Annotated in this window: 17 protein-coding genes; 5 read left to right on the plus strand and 12 right to left on the minus strand. The window is 67.6% G+C overall.

The annotated features are described in order from the left end of the window. The 5 genes from AC5Y6X_RS04385 to AC5Y6X_RS04405 all read right to left on the minus strand — a co-directional run bounded on the left by AC5Y6X_RS04385 (position 1) and on the right by AC5Y6X_RS04405 (position 4,383). The gene (locus tag AC5Y6X_RS04385) at positions 1 to 1,128 is read right to left on the minus strand and encodes a hypothetical protein (protein WP_499984810.1); all 1,128 of its coding nucleotides are present in this window, start codon (positions 1,126 to 1,128) and stop codon (positions 1 to 3) included. 88 nt (positions 1,129 to 1,216) lie between these two features. Further along, the gene (locus AC5Y6X_RS04390) at positions 1,217 to 1,522 is read right to left on the minus strand and encodes a hypothetical protein (protein ID WP_499984813.1); all 306 of its coding nucleotides are present in this window, start codon (positions 1,520 to 1,522) and stop codon (positions 1,217 to 1,219) included. A 36-nt stretch (positions 1,523 to 1,558) separates the two neighbouring features. Continuing rightward, positions 1,559 to 2,617, minus strand: a complete 1,059-nt coding sequence (dmpG, locus tag AC5Y6X_RS04395; RefSeq protein ID WP_499984815.1) for a 4-hydroxy-2-oxovalerate aldolase — start codon at positions 2,615 to 2,617, stop codon at positions 1,559 to 1,561. Next, positions 2,614 to 3,540 (minus strand): acetaldehyde dehydrogenase (acetylating), encoded by a 927-nt coding sequence (locus AC5Y6X_RS04400; RefSeq protein WP_499984817.1) that lies wholly within the window; start codon positions 3,538 to 3,540, stop codon positions 2,614 to 2,616. Before AC5Y6X_RS04400 ends, dmpG begins: the two co-directional genes overlap by 4 nt. A 57-nt stretch (positions 3,541 to 3,597) precedes the next feature. Next, positions 3,598 to 4,383: a 2-keto-4-pentenoate hydratase gene (locus AC5Y6X_RS04405; RefSeq protein ID WP_499984819.1), complete on the minus strand. Its 786-nt coding sequence runs from the start codon at positions 4,381 to 4,383 to the stop codon at positions 3,598 to 3,600. Between the two features lie 71 nt (positions 4,384 to 4,454). On the opposite strand from AC5Y6X_RS04405, the gene kstD reads away from it, so the two are divergent. After that, positions 4,455 to 6,146 (plus strand): 3-oxosteroid 1-dehydrogenase, encoded by a 1,692-nt coding sequence (gene kstD / locus AC5Y6X_RS04410; protein WP_499984821.1) that lies wholly within the window; start codon positions 4,455 to 4,457, stop codon positions 6,144 to 6,146. Between the two features lies 1 nt (position 6,147). Continuing rightward, on the plus strand, positions 6,148 to 7,017 hold the full coding sequence (chsH3, locus tag AC5Y6X_RS04415) for an enoyl-CoA hydratase ChsH3 (RefSeq protein ID WP_499984823.1): 870 nt from the start codon (positions 6,148 to 6,150) through the stop codon (positions 7,015 to 7,017). A gap of 114 nt (positions 7,018 to 7,131) precedes the next feature. On the opposite strand, the gene ltp2 is transcribed toward chsH3, so the two are convergent. The 6 genes from ltp2 to AC5Y6X_RS04445 are packed head-to-tail and all read right to left on the minus strand — an operon-like array spanning position 7,132 to position 13,066. Then, positions 7,132 to 8,301: a 17-hydroxy-3-oxo-4-pregnene-20-carboxyl-CoA lyase gene (gene ltp2 / locus AC5Y6X_RS04420; protein ID WP_499984825.1), complete on the minus strand. Its 1,170-nt coding sequence runs from the start codon at positions 8,299 to 8,301 to the stop codon at positions 7,132 to 7,134. Further along, on the minus strand, positions 8,301 to 8,702 hold the full coding sequence (locus AC5Y6X_RS04425) for a MaoC family dehydratase (protein ID WP_499984827.1): 402 nt from the start codon (positions 8,700 to 8,702) through the stop codon (positions 8,301 to 8,303). The genes ltp2 and AC5Y6X_RS04425 overlap by 1 nt, the downstream gene beginning before the upstream one ends. Then, the gene (locus tag AC5Y6X_RS04430; protein ID WP_499984828.1) at positions 8,699 to 9,649 is read right to left on the minus strand and encodes a bifunctional MaoC family dehydratase N-terminal/OB-fold nucleic acid binding domain-containing protein; all 951 of its coding nucleotides are present in this window, start codon (positions 9,647 to 9,649) and stop codon (positions 8,699 to 8,701) included. The genes AC5Y6X_RS04425 and AC5Y6X_RS04430 overlap by 4 nt, the downstream gene beginning before the upstream one ends. Then, positions 9,646 to 10,809: an acyl-CoA dehydrogenase FadE29 gene (fadE29, locus tag AC5Y6X_RS04435; RefSeq protein WP_499984830.1), complete on the minus strand. Its 1,164-nt coding sequence runs from the start codon at positions 10,807 to 10,809 to the stop codon at positions 9,646 to 9,648. Before fadE29 ends, AC5Y6X_RS04430 begins: the two co-directional genes overlap by 4 nt. After that, on the minus strand, positions 10,794 to 11,813 hold the full coding sequence (locus AC5Y6X_RS04440) for an acyl-CoA dehydrogenase family protein (protein ID WP_499984832.1): 1,020 nt from the start codon (positions 11,811 to 11,813) through the stop codon (positions 10,794 to 10,796). Before AC5Y6X_RS04440 ends, fadE29 begins: the two co-directional genes overlap by 16 nt. Beyond that, positions 11,813 to 13,066 carry a cytochrome P450 gene (locus AC5Y6X_RS04445; protein WP_324673434.1) on the minus strand — a complete coding sequence of 418 codons (1,254 nt, stop codon included), beginning with the start codon at positions 13,064 to 13,066 and terminating at the stop codon, positions 11,813 to 11,815. Before AC5Y6X_RS04445 ends, AC5Y6X_RS04440 begins: the two co-directional genes overlap by 1 nt. 127 nt (positions 13,067 to 13,193) lie before the next feature. On the opposite strand from AC5Y6X_RS04445, the gene AC5Y6X_RS04450 reads away from it, so the two are divergent. Genes AC5Y6X_RS04450 through AC5Y6X_RS04460 form a run of 3 tightly spaced genes read left to right on the plus strand, consistent with a single transcriptional unit; the run spans position 13,194 to position 15,210 of the window. Then, positions 13,194 to 14,354, plus strand: coding sequence for a steroid 3-ketoacyl-CoA thiolase (locus AC5Y6X_RS04450; RefSeq protein WP_499984833.1), 1,161 nt, complete (start codon positions 13,194 to 13,196; stop codon positions 14,352 to 14,354). A 7-nt stretch (positions 14,355 to 14,361) separates the two neighbouring features. Continuing rightward, positions 14,362 to 14,748: a DUF8021 domain-containing protein gene (locus AC5Y6X_RS04455; protein WP_324673430.1), complete on the plus strand. Its 387-nt coding sequence runs from the start codon at positions 14,362 to 14,364 to the stop codon at positions 14,746 to 14,748. 15 nt (positions 14,749 to 14,763) lie between these two features. Then, positions 14,764 to 15,210 carry a nitroreductase family deazaflavin-dependent oxidoreductase gene (locus AC5Y6X_RS04460; protein WP_499984834.1) on the plus strand — a complete coding sequence of 149 codons (447 nt, stop codon included), beginning with the start codon at positions 14,764 to 14,766 and terminating at the stop codon, positions 15,208 to 15,210. A 120-nt stretch (positions 15,211 to 15,330) separates the two neighbouring features. Here AC5Y6X_RS04460 and AC5Y6X_RS04465 read toward each other — a convergent pair whose 3' ends face one another. Next, complete coding sequence (locus AC5Y6X_RS04465) at positions 15,331 to 16,236, minus strand: SDR family oxidoreductase (RefSeq protein WP_499984835.1); 906 nt, start codon at positions 16,234 to 16,236, stop codon at positions 15,331 to 15,333. Between the last annotated feature and the right edge of the window lie 11 nt (positions 16,237 to 16,247).

Genomic DNA, 16,247 nt, shown 5'->3' on the forward strand with positions numbered 1-16,247 from the left:
TCACCCCAGCATCCTGGCCGCGATTTGGCTTTGCCGCAACGCGATTCGTTCGCGCCACTGTTCCTCCGAGATCTTGTTGTACTCGAAATACGGCAGCGCGGCCGGCACCGCGTCGAAGTCCACCAGCTCGACGGCGGGCCCGTCGGCCTCGGTGAGCTGACGGGACACCCGCTGCCAGCGGAACTGCAGAAAGCCGCGCCGGTGGCCGAGGGTCTCGACCCAGTTGGTCACCCCCGGGTTCCGGTCGGCGACGACGATGCGGACCTTGCCGTCCGGATCCGCTTGGGCCTGAGTGTTGTTCAGCGATGTCTGGTGGTTGATGTAGTCCAGCGAGATGTACCACATGCTGCCCAGCTGGAAGCCGAGATACGGCGCGTCGGAGACGGGGATGGTGATCACCAGCGCCTGTTCAGGCGTCAGGTCGAAATGCCCGGCCGACGAGTACTGGGTGGCCAGGCCGCCCGGGGTCAGCCGCGGCGCGACCATCGTGTTGACCGGGATGTTGAGGTAGAACCACTGCGGGAACTGCAGCCAGGTCTTGACCCGGTTGACGAGCTGGGATCCCGCTGTGGCGTAACGCTTTTCGATGGTTTGGCGGGTCAGCGGCGGCGGTGCGGTGCCGGCGGTGTCCAGCCTGGAGATGGCCAGCGTGCCGCGCTGCGCCGACCAGTCGGCGTAGACCTCACGGATCACCAGTTGCCCGTTGCCGGTCGGCCGCACCCGCCACTCGAAGCTGCCGTCCGGGGCGATCTCGAGTTCGCGGTCGTCGAACGCGGCCTGGCTGGCCGGCACGTTGTCGTCGGTGTATTCGCCGCCGAGCAGCTGAAAGCTCAGGTCGGTGGTGGTGCCCCGCCTGCCGGTGACCACGTAGTCCTTCTCGGCGTGCACCCGGGTGCCGAAGTAGAGGGTGTCGGGGTTGTCCAGGCCCATCTTGGTGAACGGGCCGGTACCCGACTGCAGGAACGGGTGGTCGCGCTCGTAGTCGAATGCCAGGTGCATGCAGCCCGCGACGCACCCGGCCAGGTATTGCAGCCCTTCGAGCAGGTCGGCTTCGGACTCGATGTGCGGCGCGGCGGCGACGAGTTTCTCGGCCTCGGCGATGGCGTCGGTGAGGGGATCAGAGAACACGACTAGACGCTAGAACGTGTTCTACTTTTTCGTCAATGGCGAACGTTCGCGCGCGTCGTCGGCGGCGTTGACGGACGAGGCCGGCTCGCTAGGGGACGCACTGCTGGGACAGGTCGATCAGATGCTGGCGAACGTCCGGATGCCTATTGAGGTAGTCGATGACGTTGCCGTTACCGCCCTCCGCCCGCGACTTGGCTTCCAGCTGCTGGTGCAGGTCGGGATGCCGCTGCAGGTACGAATCGATGGAGTTGCCCACTGTCTGATCGCATTGGGGAGCCGCGCCGGCCACCGGCAGGGCGATCACCGCCGATGCGACAGCGGTCAGCAGTCCCCCGGCGAGCACCCCGCAGATCCCGCGGCGAGAACGGCTCGCTGTCTTAGATGTCACGGTCATGCGCGCCAGGCTACCCGCGCATAATTGACGACGGCGTCAGTGCGTGACGGCGGCGCCGCTCTCCTGCTCGCGCTTGATCTCCAGCGCGATGTCGATCAGCTGGTCCTCCTGGCCGCCGATCAGCTTCCGCTGCCCGGCCCGGTGCAGCAGCGCCGCGGCGGGCACGCCGTAGCGCTCGGATTGACGGACCGCGTGCTTGAGGAAGCTGGAGTACACCCCGGAGTAGCCCATGATCAGCGCGTTGCGATCGAGCAGGCACTCGGCGGGCATCGCCGGCCGCACCACGTCCTCGGCGGCGTCGGCGATGTCGAAGAAGTCGATGCCGGTCTTGACGCCGATCTTGTCGAACACCCCGATGAGGGCCTCGACGGGCGCGTTGCCCGCGCCGGCCCCGAAGCGGCGGCAGGAGCCGTCGATCTGCTTGGCGCCGGCCCGGACGGCCTCCACCGAGTTGGCCACCCCCAGCCCGAGGTTCTCGTGCCCGTGGAAGCCCACCTGGGCGTCGTCACCCAGTTCGGCGACCAGCGCCGCGACCCGGTCGCGCACCCCCTCGAGGACCAGCGCCCCGGCCGAGTCGACCACATAGACGCACTGGCAACCGGCGTCGGCCATGATGCGGGCCTGCGCGGCCAGCTTCTCCGGCGGGATGGTGTGGGCCATCATCAGGAACCCGACGGTTTCCAGGCCCAGCTCGCGGGCAAGCCCGAAGTGCTGGATCGACACGTCGGCCTCGGTGCAGTGCGTGGCGATGCGGCAGATCGACCCGCCGTTGTCCTGCGCCTCCTTGATGTCCTCCTTGGTGCCCACCCCGGGCAGCATCAGGAAGGCGATCTTGGCCTCTTTGGCGGTCTCGGCGGCAAGTTTGATCAGCTCCTGCTCGGGCGTCTTGGAGAACCCGTAGTTGAAGCTCGAGCCGCCCAGCCCGTCGCCGTGCGTCACCTCGATGACCGGGACGCCGGCGGCATCCAGGGCGGCGACGATGGCGCCGACCTCGTCCTTGGTGAACTGGTGACGCTTGTGGTGGGACCCGTCCCGCAGGGATGTGTCGGTCATCCGGACGTCCCAGATCGGGTTGAAGAAGATGTCGGTAGTCATCGCGTTCCTCCTGCCACCGACAGCGTCTCCTTGGCGATCTCCTCGCCGACCTTGGTGGCCGCGGCGGTCATGATGTCCAGGTTTCCCGCGTACGGGGGCAGGTAATCGCCGGCCCCCTCGACCTCGATGAAGGTGGTGACCAGGGCCTGGCCGCCAGAGTTCATCGACGGCTCGTCGAACTGCGGCTCGTTGAGTAGCCGGTATCCCGGCACATAGGTCTGCACCTCGGCCACCACGTCGTGGATGGATTTGGCGATCGCGTCGCGGTCGGCGTCCTCGGGGATGGCGCAGAAGATGGTGTCGCGCATGATCATCGGCGGGTCGGCCGGGTTCAGGATGATGATCGCCTTGCCGCGCCTGGCGCCGCCGATGGTTTCCACGCCCCTGCTGGTGGTCTTGGTGAACTCGTCGATGTTCGCCCGCGTGCCCGGGCCCGCCGACACCGAGGCCACCGACGCAACGATCTCGGCGTAGGGCACCCCGCCGTGGTCGACGAGCGCGCGCGACACCGCGTAGACGATGGGGATGGTCGCCTGCCCGCCGCAGGTGATCATGTTGACGTTCGGGGCGTCCAGGTGCTCGCGCAGGTTGGCGGGCGGGATCACCGCCGGGCCGACCGCGGCCGGCGTCAGGTCGATGGCGCGAATTCCCGCGGCCTCGTACTTGGGCGCCGCGTCCCTGTGCACGTAGGCGCTGGTCGCCTCGAACACCAGGTCGGGCTTCTCCGCCTGCGCCAGCAGCCAGTCGACCCCCTCGTGGGTGGTCTCCAAACCCAGCTTGCGGGCCCGGGCCAGGCCCTCGCTCTCCGGGTCGATCCCGACCATCCAGCGCGGTTCCAGCCAGTCCGACCTCAGTAGCTTGTAGAGCAGGTCAGTGCTGATGTTTCCCGACCCGACAATGGCCACGCTTGCCTTAGACGGCATGACGGTCCTCTTTCAAAAGCTCCTGGTATTTGGACTAATTCAAAAAGTAATCCGAGATCATTCGACCGACAACCGGACCGAACCGAGGCCCTTGAAGTCGGCGACGAACTCGTCTCCGGCCCGCGCATCGATCGCCCGCGTGCACGAACCCGGCAATACGATGTCACCCTTTCGCAGCCGCACCCCGAAACTTTCCACCTTGCGGGACAACCATGCGACCGCCGTGACCGGATTGCCCAGCACGGCGTCGCTGCGGCCCTCGGCGATCACCTCGCCGTTGCGGGTCAGCACCGCGTCGATCGCGGTGACGTCGATGTCGGCCGGCGACACCCGCGCCTCGCCCAGGACGAAGCTGGCCGACGAGGCGTTGTCGGCGATGGTGTCGCACAACGAGATGTTCCAGTCGGTGATCCTGGTGTCGATCAGCTCGATCGCGGGAACCAGGGCTTCGGTGGCCGCGAGCACGTCGTCCTCGGTGCAACCGGCCGCCGGCAGGTCCTCGGCCAGGATGAAGGCCACTTCGACCTCTACCCGTGGCAGCAGATAGCGAGCCGCCTTGACCGGGGTGTCCTCGAACAGCTGCATCTCGTCGAGCAGGTGGCCGTAGTCGGGCTCGTCGACCCCCATCATCTGCTGCATCGCCTTCGACGACAGGCCCACCTTGTGGCCGACGATGCGGGCGCCCTCGGCGACGCGCTGCCGGATGTTGATCAGCTGAATCTCATAGGCGTCGACGACGTCGATATCCGGGTAGGCGGCCGTCAACGGAGCGATCGCCTGACGGCTCCGTTCGGCTTGCGCCAGGTCGGCAGCCAGCTCGTCGCGCGTGGCAACAGTGAGCATTACCGAAGTCCCCTCGTCCGTGTGACCGGGTCAGTAGCGCCCGACCCGGGCAATTCTATAACGTGTTCTACATGACAGCGCAGGAGTACGACGTCGTCGTGGTCGGGAGCGGCGGGGCCGGGATGGTTGCTGCCCTCGCCGCCGCGCACCGAGGCCTCTCGACAGTAGTCATCGAAAAGGCGGCCCACTTCGGCGGCTCCACCGCGCGGTCGGGCGGGGGCGTCTGGATTCCGAACAACGAGGTTCTTCGGCGCGACGGCGTCAAGGACACCGCCGAGGCGGCCCGCACCTATCTGCACGGCATCGTCGGCGACATCGTCGAGCCCGAGCGCATCGACGCCTACCTCGAACGCGGGCCCGAGATGCTGTCGTTCGTGCTCAAGCACACACCCCTGAAGATGTGCTGGGTCCCGAACTACTCCGACTACTACCCCGAGGCGCCGGGGGGCCGCGCGGGGGGGCGTTCGATCGAACCCAAGCCGTTCGACGCGCGCAAGCTCGGCGAGGACGAGGCCGGACTCGAACCAGCGTACGGCAAGGTGCCGCTGAATGTCGTTGTGATGCAACAGGACTACGTGCGGTTGAACCAGCTGAAGCGGCACCCGCGGGGCGTGCTGCGCAGCCTGCGGGTCGGCGCCCGCACGATGTGGGCGAAGGCGACCGGCAAGAACCTCGTCGGCATGGGCCGCGCCCTGATCGGGCCGTTGCGGATCGGCCTGCAACGGGCGGGCGTCCCGGTCAGGCTGAACACCGCGCTCACCGACCTGTTCGTCGAGGACGGGGCGGTGCGCGGCGTCTACGTCACCGACACCACCGCGCCGGAACCGGCCGAGCCCCAACTGATCCGGGCCCGACGAGGGGTGATCCTGGCCAGCGGCGGTTTCGAGCACAACGAGCAGATGCGGGTGAAATACCAGCGCGCGCCGATCACCACCGAGTGGACCGTCGGCGCCAAGGCCAATACCGGTGACGGCATCATCGCCGGTGAAAAGCTCGGTGCCGCACTGGATCTGATGGAGGACGCGTGGTGGGGGCCGACGGTACCGCTGGTCGGCGCGCCCTGGTTCGCCCTGTCGGAGCGCAATTCCCCCGGGTCGATCATCGTCAACATGTCGGGCAAGCGGTTCATGAACGAATCGATGCCCTACGTCGAGGCCTGCCATCACATGTACGGCGGGGAATACGGCCAGGGGCCCGGACCGGGAGAGAACATACCGGCGTGGCTGGTGTTCGACCAGCGGTACCGGGACCGCTACATCTTCGCGGGACTCAATCCCGGACAACGCATTCCACGCAAGTGGCTGGAGTCCGGCGTGATCGTCCAGGCCGACACGTTGGAGCAGCTGGCCTCAACGGCGGGGCTGCCAGCGGGCGAATTTGTGGCCACCGTGCAGCGGTTCAACGGCTTTGCGCGGTCGGGTGTCGACGAGGACTACCACCGCGGCGAAAGCGCCTACGACAGGTATTACGGCGACCCGACCAACAAGCCGAATCCCAACCTCGGCGAGATCAGTCAGCCGCCGTACTACGCCGCCAAGATGGTGCCGGGGGATCTCGGTACCAAGGGCGGAATCCGCACCGATGTCCACGGCCGCGCCCTGCGCGACGACGGGACCATCATCGAAGGCCTTTACGCCGCCGGCAATGTCAGCGCCCCGGTGATGGGACACACCTACCCCGGCCCGGGCGGCACGATCGGGCCGGCGATGACCTTCGGATACCTGGCCGCGCTGCATATCGCCGATCAAGCGGGAGAGAACTGACATGCCGATCGACGTGGAAGTCGCCCTGGCCGCCGAGCTGGAGCCGATCGAATTCTCTTGGGTCAGCAGCGATATCCAGCTCTACCACCTGGGGCTGGGCGCCGGCGCCGACCCGATGGATCCCCGCGAGCTTCGTTACCTGGTCGACGACACGCCGCAGGTGCTGCCGACATTCGGCAACGTGGCGGCGACTTTCCACGCCACCAAACCGCCGACCGTGAAGTTTCCCGGCATCGACATCGAGCTGGGCAAGGTGTTACACGCGTCCGAGCGGGTCGAGGTGCCCGCGCCGCTGCCGCCGTCGGGCTCGGCCCGCGCGGTCACCCGGTTCACCGATATCTGGGACAAGGGCAAGGCCGCGGTGATCTGGAGCGAGACGACGGTCAGCGCGCCGGACGGCACCCTGCTGTGGACGCAGAAACGGTCGATCTTCGCCCGCGGCGAGGGCGGATTCGGCGGGGAGCGTGGGCCTTCAGGGGGTGCGTCGTCGGACGCGGCGCCGGACCGGGCCCCCGACCTGGAGGTGTCGATGCCGATTTTGCCGCAGCAGGCGCTGCTGTACCGGCTCTGCGGCGACCGCAACCCGCTGCACTCGGATCCCGAATTCGCCGCTGCCGCAGGGTTTCCCCGGCCGATTCTGCATGGCCTGTGCACCTACGGCATGACCTGCAAGGCGATCACCGATGCGCTGCTGGACGGCGATGCCGGGGCGGTGGCCGCCTACGGCGCGCGTTTCGCCGGCGTGGCCTACCCCGGCGAAACGCTCAAGGTCGGCATCTGGAAGGAGAACGGCCGTTTCCTGGCGAGCGTCGTCGCGCCCGCGCGCGACAACGCCGTCGTGCTGTCCGGTGTCGAACTGGTCCCCGCCTAGCGTCAATGCGTCTCCTTCGCGCCCAGCGTGAAACTGTTGCGAGTCTTCCGCCAATTCTTCGCAATGGCTTCACTTTCGGCGCACGAAGGCGCGTTGGCACGTTGGCGCGTTGGCCTAGCCCAGAATCAGGCCCGACGTCGGGACGCCCGTCCCCGCGGTGACGAGCACGTGCTCGACGTCGGGCACCGGGTTCACCGAGGTGCCGCGCAGCTGCCGCACGCCCTCGGCGATCCCGTTCATGCCGTGGATGTAGGCCTCGCCGAGCTGGCCCCCATGCGTATTGATGGGTAGCCGGCCGCCCACCTCGACGGCGCCGTCGGCGATGAAGTCCTTGGCCTCACCCTTGCCGCAGAATCCCAACTCCTCCAACTGAATCAGCGTGAACGGGGTGAAATGGTCGTAGAGCACCGCGGTCTGGATGTCCGACGGCTTGAGCCCGGACTGCTGCCATAGCTGCCGGCCCACCAGGCCCATCTCGGGCAGGCCCAGTTCGGGGCGGTAGTAGCTGACCATCGTGTACTGGTCGGGGCTGGAGCCCTGGGACGCGGCCTCGATGACCGCCGGCCGCTGCTTGAGATCGCGCGCCCGCTCCACGGATGTCACCACGATCGCCACCGCGCCGTCGGTTTCCTGGCAGCAGTCCAGCAGCCGCAGCGGCTCGGCGATCCACCGCGAATTCTGGTGATCCTCAATGGTTATCGATTTGCCGTAGAAGTACGCCTTCGGGTTGCTGGCGGCATGCTTGCGGTCCGCCACCGAGATGACGCCGAAGTCGCGGCTGGTGGCACCGGAGAGATGCATGTACCGCTGGGCGATCATGGCCACCTGCGCGGCCGGCGTGGAAAGCCCGTGCGGATAGGAGAAGGAGTTGTCCGCCGTCGTCGAATCGGCTTGGGCCGCAGCGTCACCCACCAGCCGGGCCTGAACCTGGCCGAACCGCATGCCGGACCGCTCGTTGAACGCCCGGTAGGCCACCACCACATCGGCAACGCCGGTCGCGACGGCCATCGCCGCGTGCTGAATGGTCGCGCACGCGGCACCGCCGCCATAGTGGATCTTGGAGAAGAACTTCAGCTCACCGATGCCGACCGCACGGGCGACGGCGATCTCGGTGTTGGTGTCCATCGTGAACGTGGTGAGACCGTCGACGTCGGCCGGGGTCAGGCCGGCGTCGTCGAGCGCGTCTTGGACCGCCTCGGCGGCGAGCCGCAGCTCGCTGCGGCCGGAGTCCTTCGAGAAGTCGGTGGCGCCGATGCCGACGATGGCGGCCTTCCCGGACAACATCAGGCATCCCCCATCGTCAGCGTGGCGGTCGCGATGACATGATCGCCAAGGCTGTTGCGGCCCACCACCTTCACGGTGATCAGCCCGTCCTCCACCGCCGTCACCTCGCCGGAGAACGTCACCGTGTCGTAGGCGTACCACGGCACACCCAGGCGCAGCCCGATCGACTTGATCAACGCCGCCGGCCCGGCCCAGTCGGTGACATAGCGCTGCACCAGCCCCGTGTCGGTGAGGATGTTGACGAAGATGTCCTTCGAGCCCTTGGCCTGCGCCTTGTCGCGGTCGTGGTGCACGTCCTGGAAGTCGCGGGTGGCCAGGGCGGTCGAGATGATGAACGTGGGATCGCCGTAGAGCTTCAGCTCGGGCAGTTTGGTGCCCACCTCGACGGTCGGCGCGCTCATGCCTGCGGCTCCCACGCGTACAGCGTCCACTCCGGTCCGCTGTCACCGGCGGGGAAGTCGATATAGGTTGCGCGCACCGGCATTCCGATCTCCACCTTCGCCGGGTCGACGTTGCGCAGCTCACCCAGCATGCGCACGCCCTCCTCGAGTTCGACGAGGGCGATGACGAAGGGCAGCGTGCGTCCGGGCACCTTGGGCGCATGGTGCACGACGAAACTGAAGACCGTGCCGCGGCCGCTGGCCACCAGGTAGTCGATCGGCTGGGCCTTGTCCTGCCACACCGCGGGCACCGGCGGGTGCTGCAGGCTGCCGTCGGGGCGGCGCTGGATCCGCAACTCGTGCGCCTTGACGCCCTCCCAGAAGAACGCGGTGTCCCGCGACATCGAGGGCCGCATCATGGCGTCGGGATCCAGGTCCGCCGGCACCTGTGACGGCGCGGAATCCTCGCGCGGCCTGAATTTGAGGATGCGCCAATTCATCTCGGCGACGTCCTCGTCGCCCACCCGCCAGATGATGTGCTGGTTGACGAAGAACCCCTCGCCCAGGGCGGTCTGCTTGGGACCCACCACGTCGCCCATCTCGGAGGTGACGCTGACGTGCTCGCCCGGCTGCAGGTAGCGATGGTAGGTCTGCTCGCAGTTGGTGGCGACCACACCGACATAGCCGTTGTCGTCGAACAGCTGCATGATGGGGCCGAGCGGGTCGTCCTTCGGGCGTTCTCCGCCCAGCCCGAACATCGTCCACACCTGAATCATCGCGGGAGGGGCGACAATTCCCGGGTGGCCGGCGGCCCGGGCCGCGGCGTCGTCCACATAGATGGGGTTGCGGTCGCCGATGGCCTCCACCCAGTTGTTGATGGTGGGCTGGTTCACCGGATCCCGGGCCAGGCGCGGCTTGGCGCCGGCGGCCGCCTTGATATCGGCGATGGCTTCGGCGATGTCGGTCATCGGGGCACCCTCGGCACCTTGAGGCCGGAGGCCGCGATCATCTCCCGCATGACTTCGTTGACGCCCCCACCGAACGTGATCACCAGGTTGCGCTTGGTCTGCGAGTCGAGCCAGTTGAGCAGCTCGGCGGTGTCGGACTCGGCGGGGTTGCCGTACTTGCCGACGATCTCCTCGGCGAGCCGGCCGACGTACTGAACCCGCTCGGTGCCAAACACTTTCGTCGACGCGGCGTCGGCCACGTTGATATCCTCACCGGCGGCGGCCACCTGCCAGTTGAGCAGCTCGTTGATCCGCCACAGCGCGTGGATCTCGCCGAGCGCGCGCTTGACGTCGTCGTGGTCGATCGGGGTGACGCCGTCGCCGCCCGGCTTGGACGCCCAGGCGTGCACCCGGTCGTAGATCGCGGCGAACCGGCCGGCCGGGCCGAGCATCACCCGCTCGTTGTTGAGCTGGGTGGTGATCAGCCGCCAGCCGCCGTTCTCCTCGCCGACCAGCATGTCGGCGGGCACCCGCACGTCGTTGTAGTACGTCGCATTGGTGTGGTGCGCGCCGTCGGAAAGGATGATCGGCGTCCAGGAGTAGCCGGGATCCTTGGTGTCGACGATCAGGATCGAAATCCCCTTGTGTTTGGCGGCTTCCGGGTCGGTGCGGCAGGCCAGCCAGATGTAGTCGGCGTCGTGGGCCCCGGTGGTGAAGATCTTCTGACCGTTGACGATGTACTCGTCGCCGTGGCGCACGGCGGTGGTCCGCAGCGACGCCAGGTCGGTGCCCGCCTCGGGCTCGGTGTAGCCGATCGCGAAGTGCACCTCGCCGGCCAGGATCGCCGGGAGGAACTTCTTCTTCTGCATCTCGTTGCCGAAGACCTGCAGCGTCGGGCCCACCGTCTGCAGCGTGACCGCCGGCAGCGGCACGTCGGCCCGGTGCGCCTCGTTGACGAAGATCTGCTGTTCGATCGGCCCGAAACCACGGCCGCCGAACTCCTTTGGCCACCCGACACCGAGCATGCCGTCCTGGCCCATCCGTCGGACCACCGCCCGGTAGGCGGCGTTGTGGCGGTCCTCCCCCATCGCCTTCACCTCGTCCGCCGAGACGAGATTGGAAAAGTATTGGCGCAGCTCGGCCTGCAGCTGGCGCTGCTCCGGGGTCAGTTCGATGAACATTGCGCTCCCACCAGGTCGAGACGATGAGACGGCCCGCCCAGCAGCCGGGTCAGGTCCTTGATCGTGGAGTAATACCGGTGCATCGGGTAGGTGATGTCCATCCCCATCCCGCCGTGCAGGTGATGACACGTCTGCATCACCGGAGGCGCCTGCGACGCGATCCAGTACCCGAGCACGTCGAGGTCGTCGTCGGCGTCCCGGCCCTCGGAGAGCCGCCAGACCACCGACTTCGCCGCCAAATCGATAGTGCGCGAGGCGATGTAGACCTCCGAGAGCTGCGCGGCCACGGTCTGGAAGGTGGACAGCGGCTTGCCGAACTGTTTCCGGTTGGCCACGTAGTCGGCGGTCAGCCGCAGCGCCCCGGCAACCAGCCCGTCGGCGTACGCCCCGATCGCGGCCAGCGCCAGCTGGTTAACCCGGTGCGCGGTCGCGCCCGTCAGAACGTCGGAATCGTCAACCGGCACACCGTCAAACGTCACCGCGTACTCGTCGGAGCCGTTGGACGTCGGCGTGCGCACCAGCCGCACCCCGTCGGCCTTCGGTGACACCACGACGACCGCGCTGTCGGCGGTCACGATCATCCAATCCGCTTGTTCGGCATACGGAACGGCGATCTTGGTGCCGGTCAGTCGCCCGCCGGCGAACGTGGTGGCCGGCCGGTCGGGCAGCGCCGCGCCGGGTTCGTTGAGCGCGGCGGTCAGCACCCCGCCCTTGGCCACGCCGGCCAGGAATCGGTCCTGCTGCTCCTCGGAGGCCAGGTCGAGCAGCGGCAGCACGCCGAGGCCGAGCGTGGCCAGCGCCGGCGTGATGGCGCCGTGGCGGCCCACCTCGGTCAGCACCGTCGCGACCTCCGGCAGGCCGACGCCATCGCCGCCGAGGCGTTCGGGCACCGGCAGCGCCGTCACACCCCCGTCAACCAAAGCGGCCCAGGAGATTTCGCGATCCAGCACCGACGTGACAACGTCGGCGACGGCCTGTTGCGTCGCGGTGAGATCGAAATCCATCAGTGCTCCACCGGGCATTTGCCGGTGTAGTCGACCTGCCAGTGCTTGATGCCGTTGAGCCAGCCCGACCGCAGCCGCTCGGGCTTGGACAGGGGCTTCAGGTCGGGCATGTGGTCGGCCACGGCGTTGAAGATCAGGTTGATCGTCATCTTGGCCAGGTTGGCGCCGATGCAGTAGTGCGCGCCGGTGCCGCCAAAACCGACGTGCGGGTTGGGATTCCGCATGATGTCGAAGGTGAAGGGATCCTCGAAGACCTCCTCGTCGAAGTTGGCCGACCGGTAGAACATGAGCACCCGCTGGCCCTTCTTGATCTGCACGCCGGACAACTCGTAGTCCTCCAGCGCGGTGCGCTGGAAACTGGTGACCGGGGTGGCCCAGCGGACGATCTCGTCGGCGGCGGTCTCGGGCCGTTCCTTCTTGTACAGCTCCCACTGGTCGGGGTAGTCGGCGAAGGCCATCATCCCCTGGGTGATGGAGTTGCGGGTGGTCTCGTTGCCGGCCACGGCGAGCATCACCACGAAGAAGCCGAACTCGTCGTCGGAGAGCTTTTCGCCCTCGATGTCGGCCTGGATCAGCTGGGTCACGATGTCGTCGCCCGGGTTCTTGGCCCGCTCCTCGGCCATCTTCATGGCGTAACCGATCAGCTCGGCCGAGGACATCTTCGGGTCGATGTGGGCGTACTCCGGGTCCTCGGCACCGGTCATCTCGTTGGACCACTCGAACAGCTTCCCGCGGTCCTCCTGCGGTACGCCGAGCAAGCCGGCGATCGCCTGCAGCGGCAGCTCGCAGGACACCTGCTCGACGAAGTCGCCGGAACCCATGGCGGCGGCGTCGCGGGCGATCTTCTGAGCGCGCTCGCGCAGCTCGTCCTCGAGGCGCCCGACCGCGCGCGGCGTAAAGCCGCGGGAGATGATCTTGCGCAGCCGGGTGTGGTGCGGCGCGTCCATGTTGAGCATGACGAAGCGCTGCACCTCGATGTCCTCGCGCGCGATGTCGTCGTTGAACCGCGGGATCACACCGTTCTCATAGCTGGAGAAGATGTCGCTGCGCCGCGATATGTCCTTGACGTCGTTGAGCTTGGTGATCGCCCAGAAGCCGCCGTCGTGAAAGCCGCCGCCCTTGCCCGGGGCCTGCGCGTTCCACCAGATCGGCGCGGTCGCCCGCAGCTCGGCAAACTCCTCGACGGGAATCCGCTCGGCGTAGATGTCGGGATCGGTGAAATCGAACCCCGGGGGAAGATTCGGGCTGGGCACGGTACTTCTCCTTACTAGCTCTCCTAGTGGCGCTCTGCTGCCAGTAAAACATGCCTCCACCGCAGACAAAAGGCGCCGGAGCATCCTCGCTTGTCAGAGTAATGAAACGTGTTCTAGCCTGGGCCCCATGGGTAACCCGGTAATCGTCGAAGCCACCCGCAGCCCGATCGGCAAACGCAACGGATGGCTCTCAGGACTGCACGCCACCGAGCTGCTGGGCGGGGTGCAGAAGGCACTGGTGGCGAAGGCCGGCATCGACGCCGGCATCGTCGAACAGCTGGTCGGCGGCTGCGTGACGCAGTTCGCGGAACAGTCCAACAACATCACCCGCACGTCGTGGCTGACCGTGGGCCTGCCCGAGCAGGTGGGCGCCACCACCGTCGACTGCCAGTGCGGCAGCGGGCAGCAGGCCAACCACCTGATCGCCGGGCTAATCGCGATCGGCGCCATCGACGTCGGCATCGCGTGCGGCATCGAGGCGATGAGCCGGGTCGGGCTGGGCGCCAACGCGGGGCCGGACCGCAACTGGCGGGCGGAGTCGTGGGACATCGACCTGCCCGACCAGTTCACCGCGGCCGAGCGGATCGCCAAGCGCCGCGGCATCACCCGCGAGGACATCGACGCCTGGGGGCTCGAGTCCCAGCTGCGCGCCAAGCGGGCCTGGGACGAGGGCCGCTTCGACCGGGAAATCTCGCCGATCGAGGCTCCGGTGCTCGACGAGCAGAAGCAGCCCACCAGCGACCGCCACATGGTCTCCCGGGACCAGGGCCTGCGCGACACCACGATGGAGGGGTTGAGCCAGCTCAAGCCGGTGATCGAGGGCGGGATCCACACCGCGGGCACGTCCTCGCAGATCTCCGACGGCGCGGCGGCCGTGCTGTGGATGGACGAGGACAAGGCCAAGGCGCTCGGCCTGCAGCCGCGGGCCCGCATCGTCAGCCAGGCGCTGGTCGGCGCCGAGCCCTACTACCATCTGGACGGCCCGGTGCAGTCGACGGCCAAGGTCCTCGAGAAGGCCGGCATGAAGATGGGCGACATCGACCTCACCGAGATCAACGAGGCGTTCGCGTCGGTGGTGCTGTCCTGGGCGCGGGTGCACGAGCCCGACATGGCCAGGGTCAACGTCAACGGCGGCGCGATCGCGCTCGGGCACCCGGTGGGCTGCACCGGCAGCCGGCTGATCACCACCGCGCTGCACGAGCTGGAGCGCACCGATCAGAGCACCGCGCTGATCACCATGTGCGCCGGCGGCGCCCTGTCCACCGGCACCATCATCGAACGGATCTAGCCGGTCGGTGGTCGTCTCCGAAGAAAGCCGGATCGCCGCGGCGCAGGCGTACATCGACGCGCTCGTCAGCCACGACGGCGATGCCGTGCCGTTCGCTCCCCGCTGCACCCGCGTCGAGCAAGGCGTCAAGAACGGGTTCTCCGGAAATCACCTGCGCCGCAGCCTGAATCGCGGGCTGCAGTACTGGGTCATCGCCGACACGACACCACCGGATTACCGCATCACCGGCGACGAGGTGCACGCGGCGTACGACGTGCTGACCAAGGCGGGACTCGGCCGCAGGCGGCTCGCCGCGCGGGTCAACGAGACGTTCGTGATCCCCGCCGAAAGCCCAAGCGGCCAAGCCGAAATCCAGCACATCAGGGTTCGCTTCCAACCATTCATTCAGCGCTGAAGGGCCGGCAGTCAAATGGACAAACCAAAGAGTCTCAATTCGCCTTGGGTGACCTTCTTCATCAAGTGGATGTCTCGCGGCAACGCCTGGATCTACAAGCGCAGCAACGGAAAATTCGGCGGCACCTTCCAGAAGAGTCCGGTCGCGCTGCTGACCACGACCGGTCGCAAGAGCGGCCAGCCGCGGGTGAGCCCGCTGCTCTACCTGCGCGAGGGGAACCGCGTCGTTCTGGTCGCGTCACGCGGCGGCAGTGACAAGCACCCGATGTGGTACCTCAACCTCAAGGCGGAGCCGAAGGTGTCGGTTCAAATCAAGGATGAGGTGCTGCAGCTGCGCGCGCGCGACGCCACGGCGGAAGAGCGCGACGAGTACTGGCCCAAGTTGACGGCCATGTATCCCTCGTTCGACGACTACCAGTCCTGGACCGACCGGACCATCCCGATCGTCATCTGCGATCCATAACCGCGTCGAGCCGACGACGCCACCACCACCCCTTCGCCACCCCTTCGCCGATAGTGAAACTGTTGCGAGGATGAGCGCGCAGTTTCGCAACGGCTTCACACTCGGCGCGAGCTCGGCGAGCTAGGCGCCGTAGACCGGGACCGGCGGGCGCGACTTGGCCAGCAGGTCGGCCACCACCGGCCCGAGCTCGGCGGGATCCCACCGCGCGCCCTTGTCGATCTGCGGTCCGTGCCCCCAGCCCTCGGCGACGCGGATCTTGCCGCCCTCGACCTCGAACACCCTCCCGGTGACGTCGCGCGATTCGGTGCTGCCCAGCCACACGACCAACGGCGAGACGTTCTCCGGCGCCATGGCGTCGAAATCCTGGTCCTGCGTCGACATCATCTCGGCGAAGACGGTCTCGGTCATGCGGGTTCGCGCCGACGGTGCGATGGCGTTGACGGTGACGCCGTAGCGACCCATCTCGGCGGCCCCGACCAGTGTCATCGCCGCGATGCCCGCCTTGGCGGCGCTGTAGTTGCCCTGTCCCACGCTGCCCTGCAGGCCGGCGCCCGAACTGGTGTTGATGATCCGTGCCTCAACGGTTTTGCCCTCTTTGGACAGCCCGCGCCAGTACGACGCGGCGTGCCGCATCGTGGCGAAGTGGCCCTTGAGGTGGACGGCGACGACGGCGTCGAACTCCTCCTCGCTGGTGTTGGCGATCATCCGGTCGCGCACGATGCCGGCGTTGTTCACCAGGACGTCCAGCCCACCGAACTTCTGGACGGCGGTGCGGATCAAGCCCGCCGCCTGGTTCCAGTCCGCGACGTTGGACCCGTCGGCGATGGCTTCGCCACCGGCAGCGGTGATCTCGTCGACGACACCCTGCGCGGCGCTGCCGCCGCTCGCGGGCGACCCATCCAGACCAACACCGATGTCGTTGACGACGACGCGCGCACCCTCGGCCGCGAAGGCCAGCGCGTGCGCGCGACCGATACCGCCGCCCGCCCCGGTGACGATGACGACACGGCCGTCGACCACTCCCATAGTTTCCTGTC

The organism is Mycobacterium sp. NGS26 (assembly GCF_059813025.1).

Coding starts and splice junctions, on each gene's coding strand:
- chsH3 (WP_499984823.1), top strand. CDS start 6,148: ATGCCGATCGACGTGGAAGTCGCCCTGGCCGCCGAGCTGGAGCCGATC.
- fadE29 (WP_499984830.1), bottom strand. CDS start 10,809: ATGTTCATCGAACTGACCCCGGAGCAGCGCCAGCTGCAGGCCGAGCTG.
- ltp2 (WP_499984825.1), bottom strand. CDS start 8,301: ATGTTGTCCGGGAAGGCCGCCATCGTCGGCATCGGCGCCACCGACTTC.
- AC5Y6X_RS04450 (WP_499984833.1), top strand. CDS start 13,194: ATGGGTAACCCGGTAATCGTCGAAGCCACCCGCAGCCCGATCGGCAAA.
- AC5Y6X_RS04430 (WP_499984828.1), bottom strand. CDS start 9,649: ATGACCGACATCGCCGAAGCCATCGCCGATATCAAGGCGGCCGCCGGC.
- AC5Y6X_RS04405 (WP_499984819.1), bottom strand. CDS start 4,383: ATGCTCACTGTTGCCACGCGCGACGAGCTGGCTGCCGACCTGGCGCAA.
- AC5Y6X_RS04425 (WP_499984827.1), bottom strand. CDS start 8,702: ATGAGCGCGCCGACCGTCGAGGTGGGCACCAAACTGCCCGAGCTGAAG.
- AC5Y6X_RS04460 (WP_499984834.1), top strand. CDS start 14,764: ATGGACAAACCAAAGAGTCTCAATTCGCCTTGGGTGACCTTCTTCATC.
- AC5Y6X_RS04390 (WP_499984813.1), bottom strand. CDS start 1,522: ATGACCGTGACATCTAAGACAGCGAGCCGTTCTCGCCGCGGGATCTGC.
- dmpG (WP_499984815.1), bottom strand. CDS start 2,617: ATGACTACCGACATCTTCTTCAACCCGATCTGGGACGTCCGGATGACC.
- AC5Y6X_RS04400 (WP_499984817.1), bottom strand. CDS start 3,540: ATGCCGTCTAAGGCAAGCGTGGCCATTGTCGGGTCGGGAAACATCAGC.
- kstD (WP_499984821.1), top strand. CDS start 4,455: ATGACAGCGCAGGAGTACGACGTCGTCGTGGTCGGGAGCGGCGGGGCC.
- AC5Y6X_RS04465 (WP_499984835.1), bottom strand. CDS start 16,236: ATGGGAGTGGTCGACGGCCGTGTCGTCATCGTCACCGGGGCGGGCGGC.
- AC5Y6X_RS04440 (WP_499984832.1), bottom strand. CDS start 11,813: ATGGATTTCGATCTCACCGCGACGCAACAGGCCGTCGCCGACGTTGTC.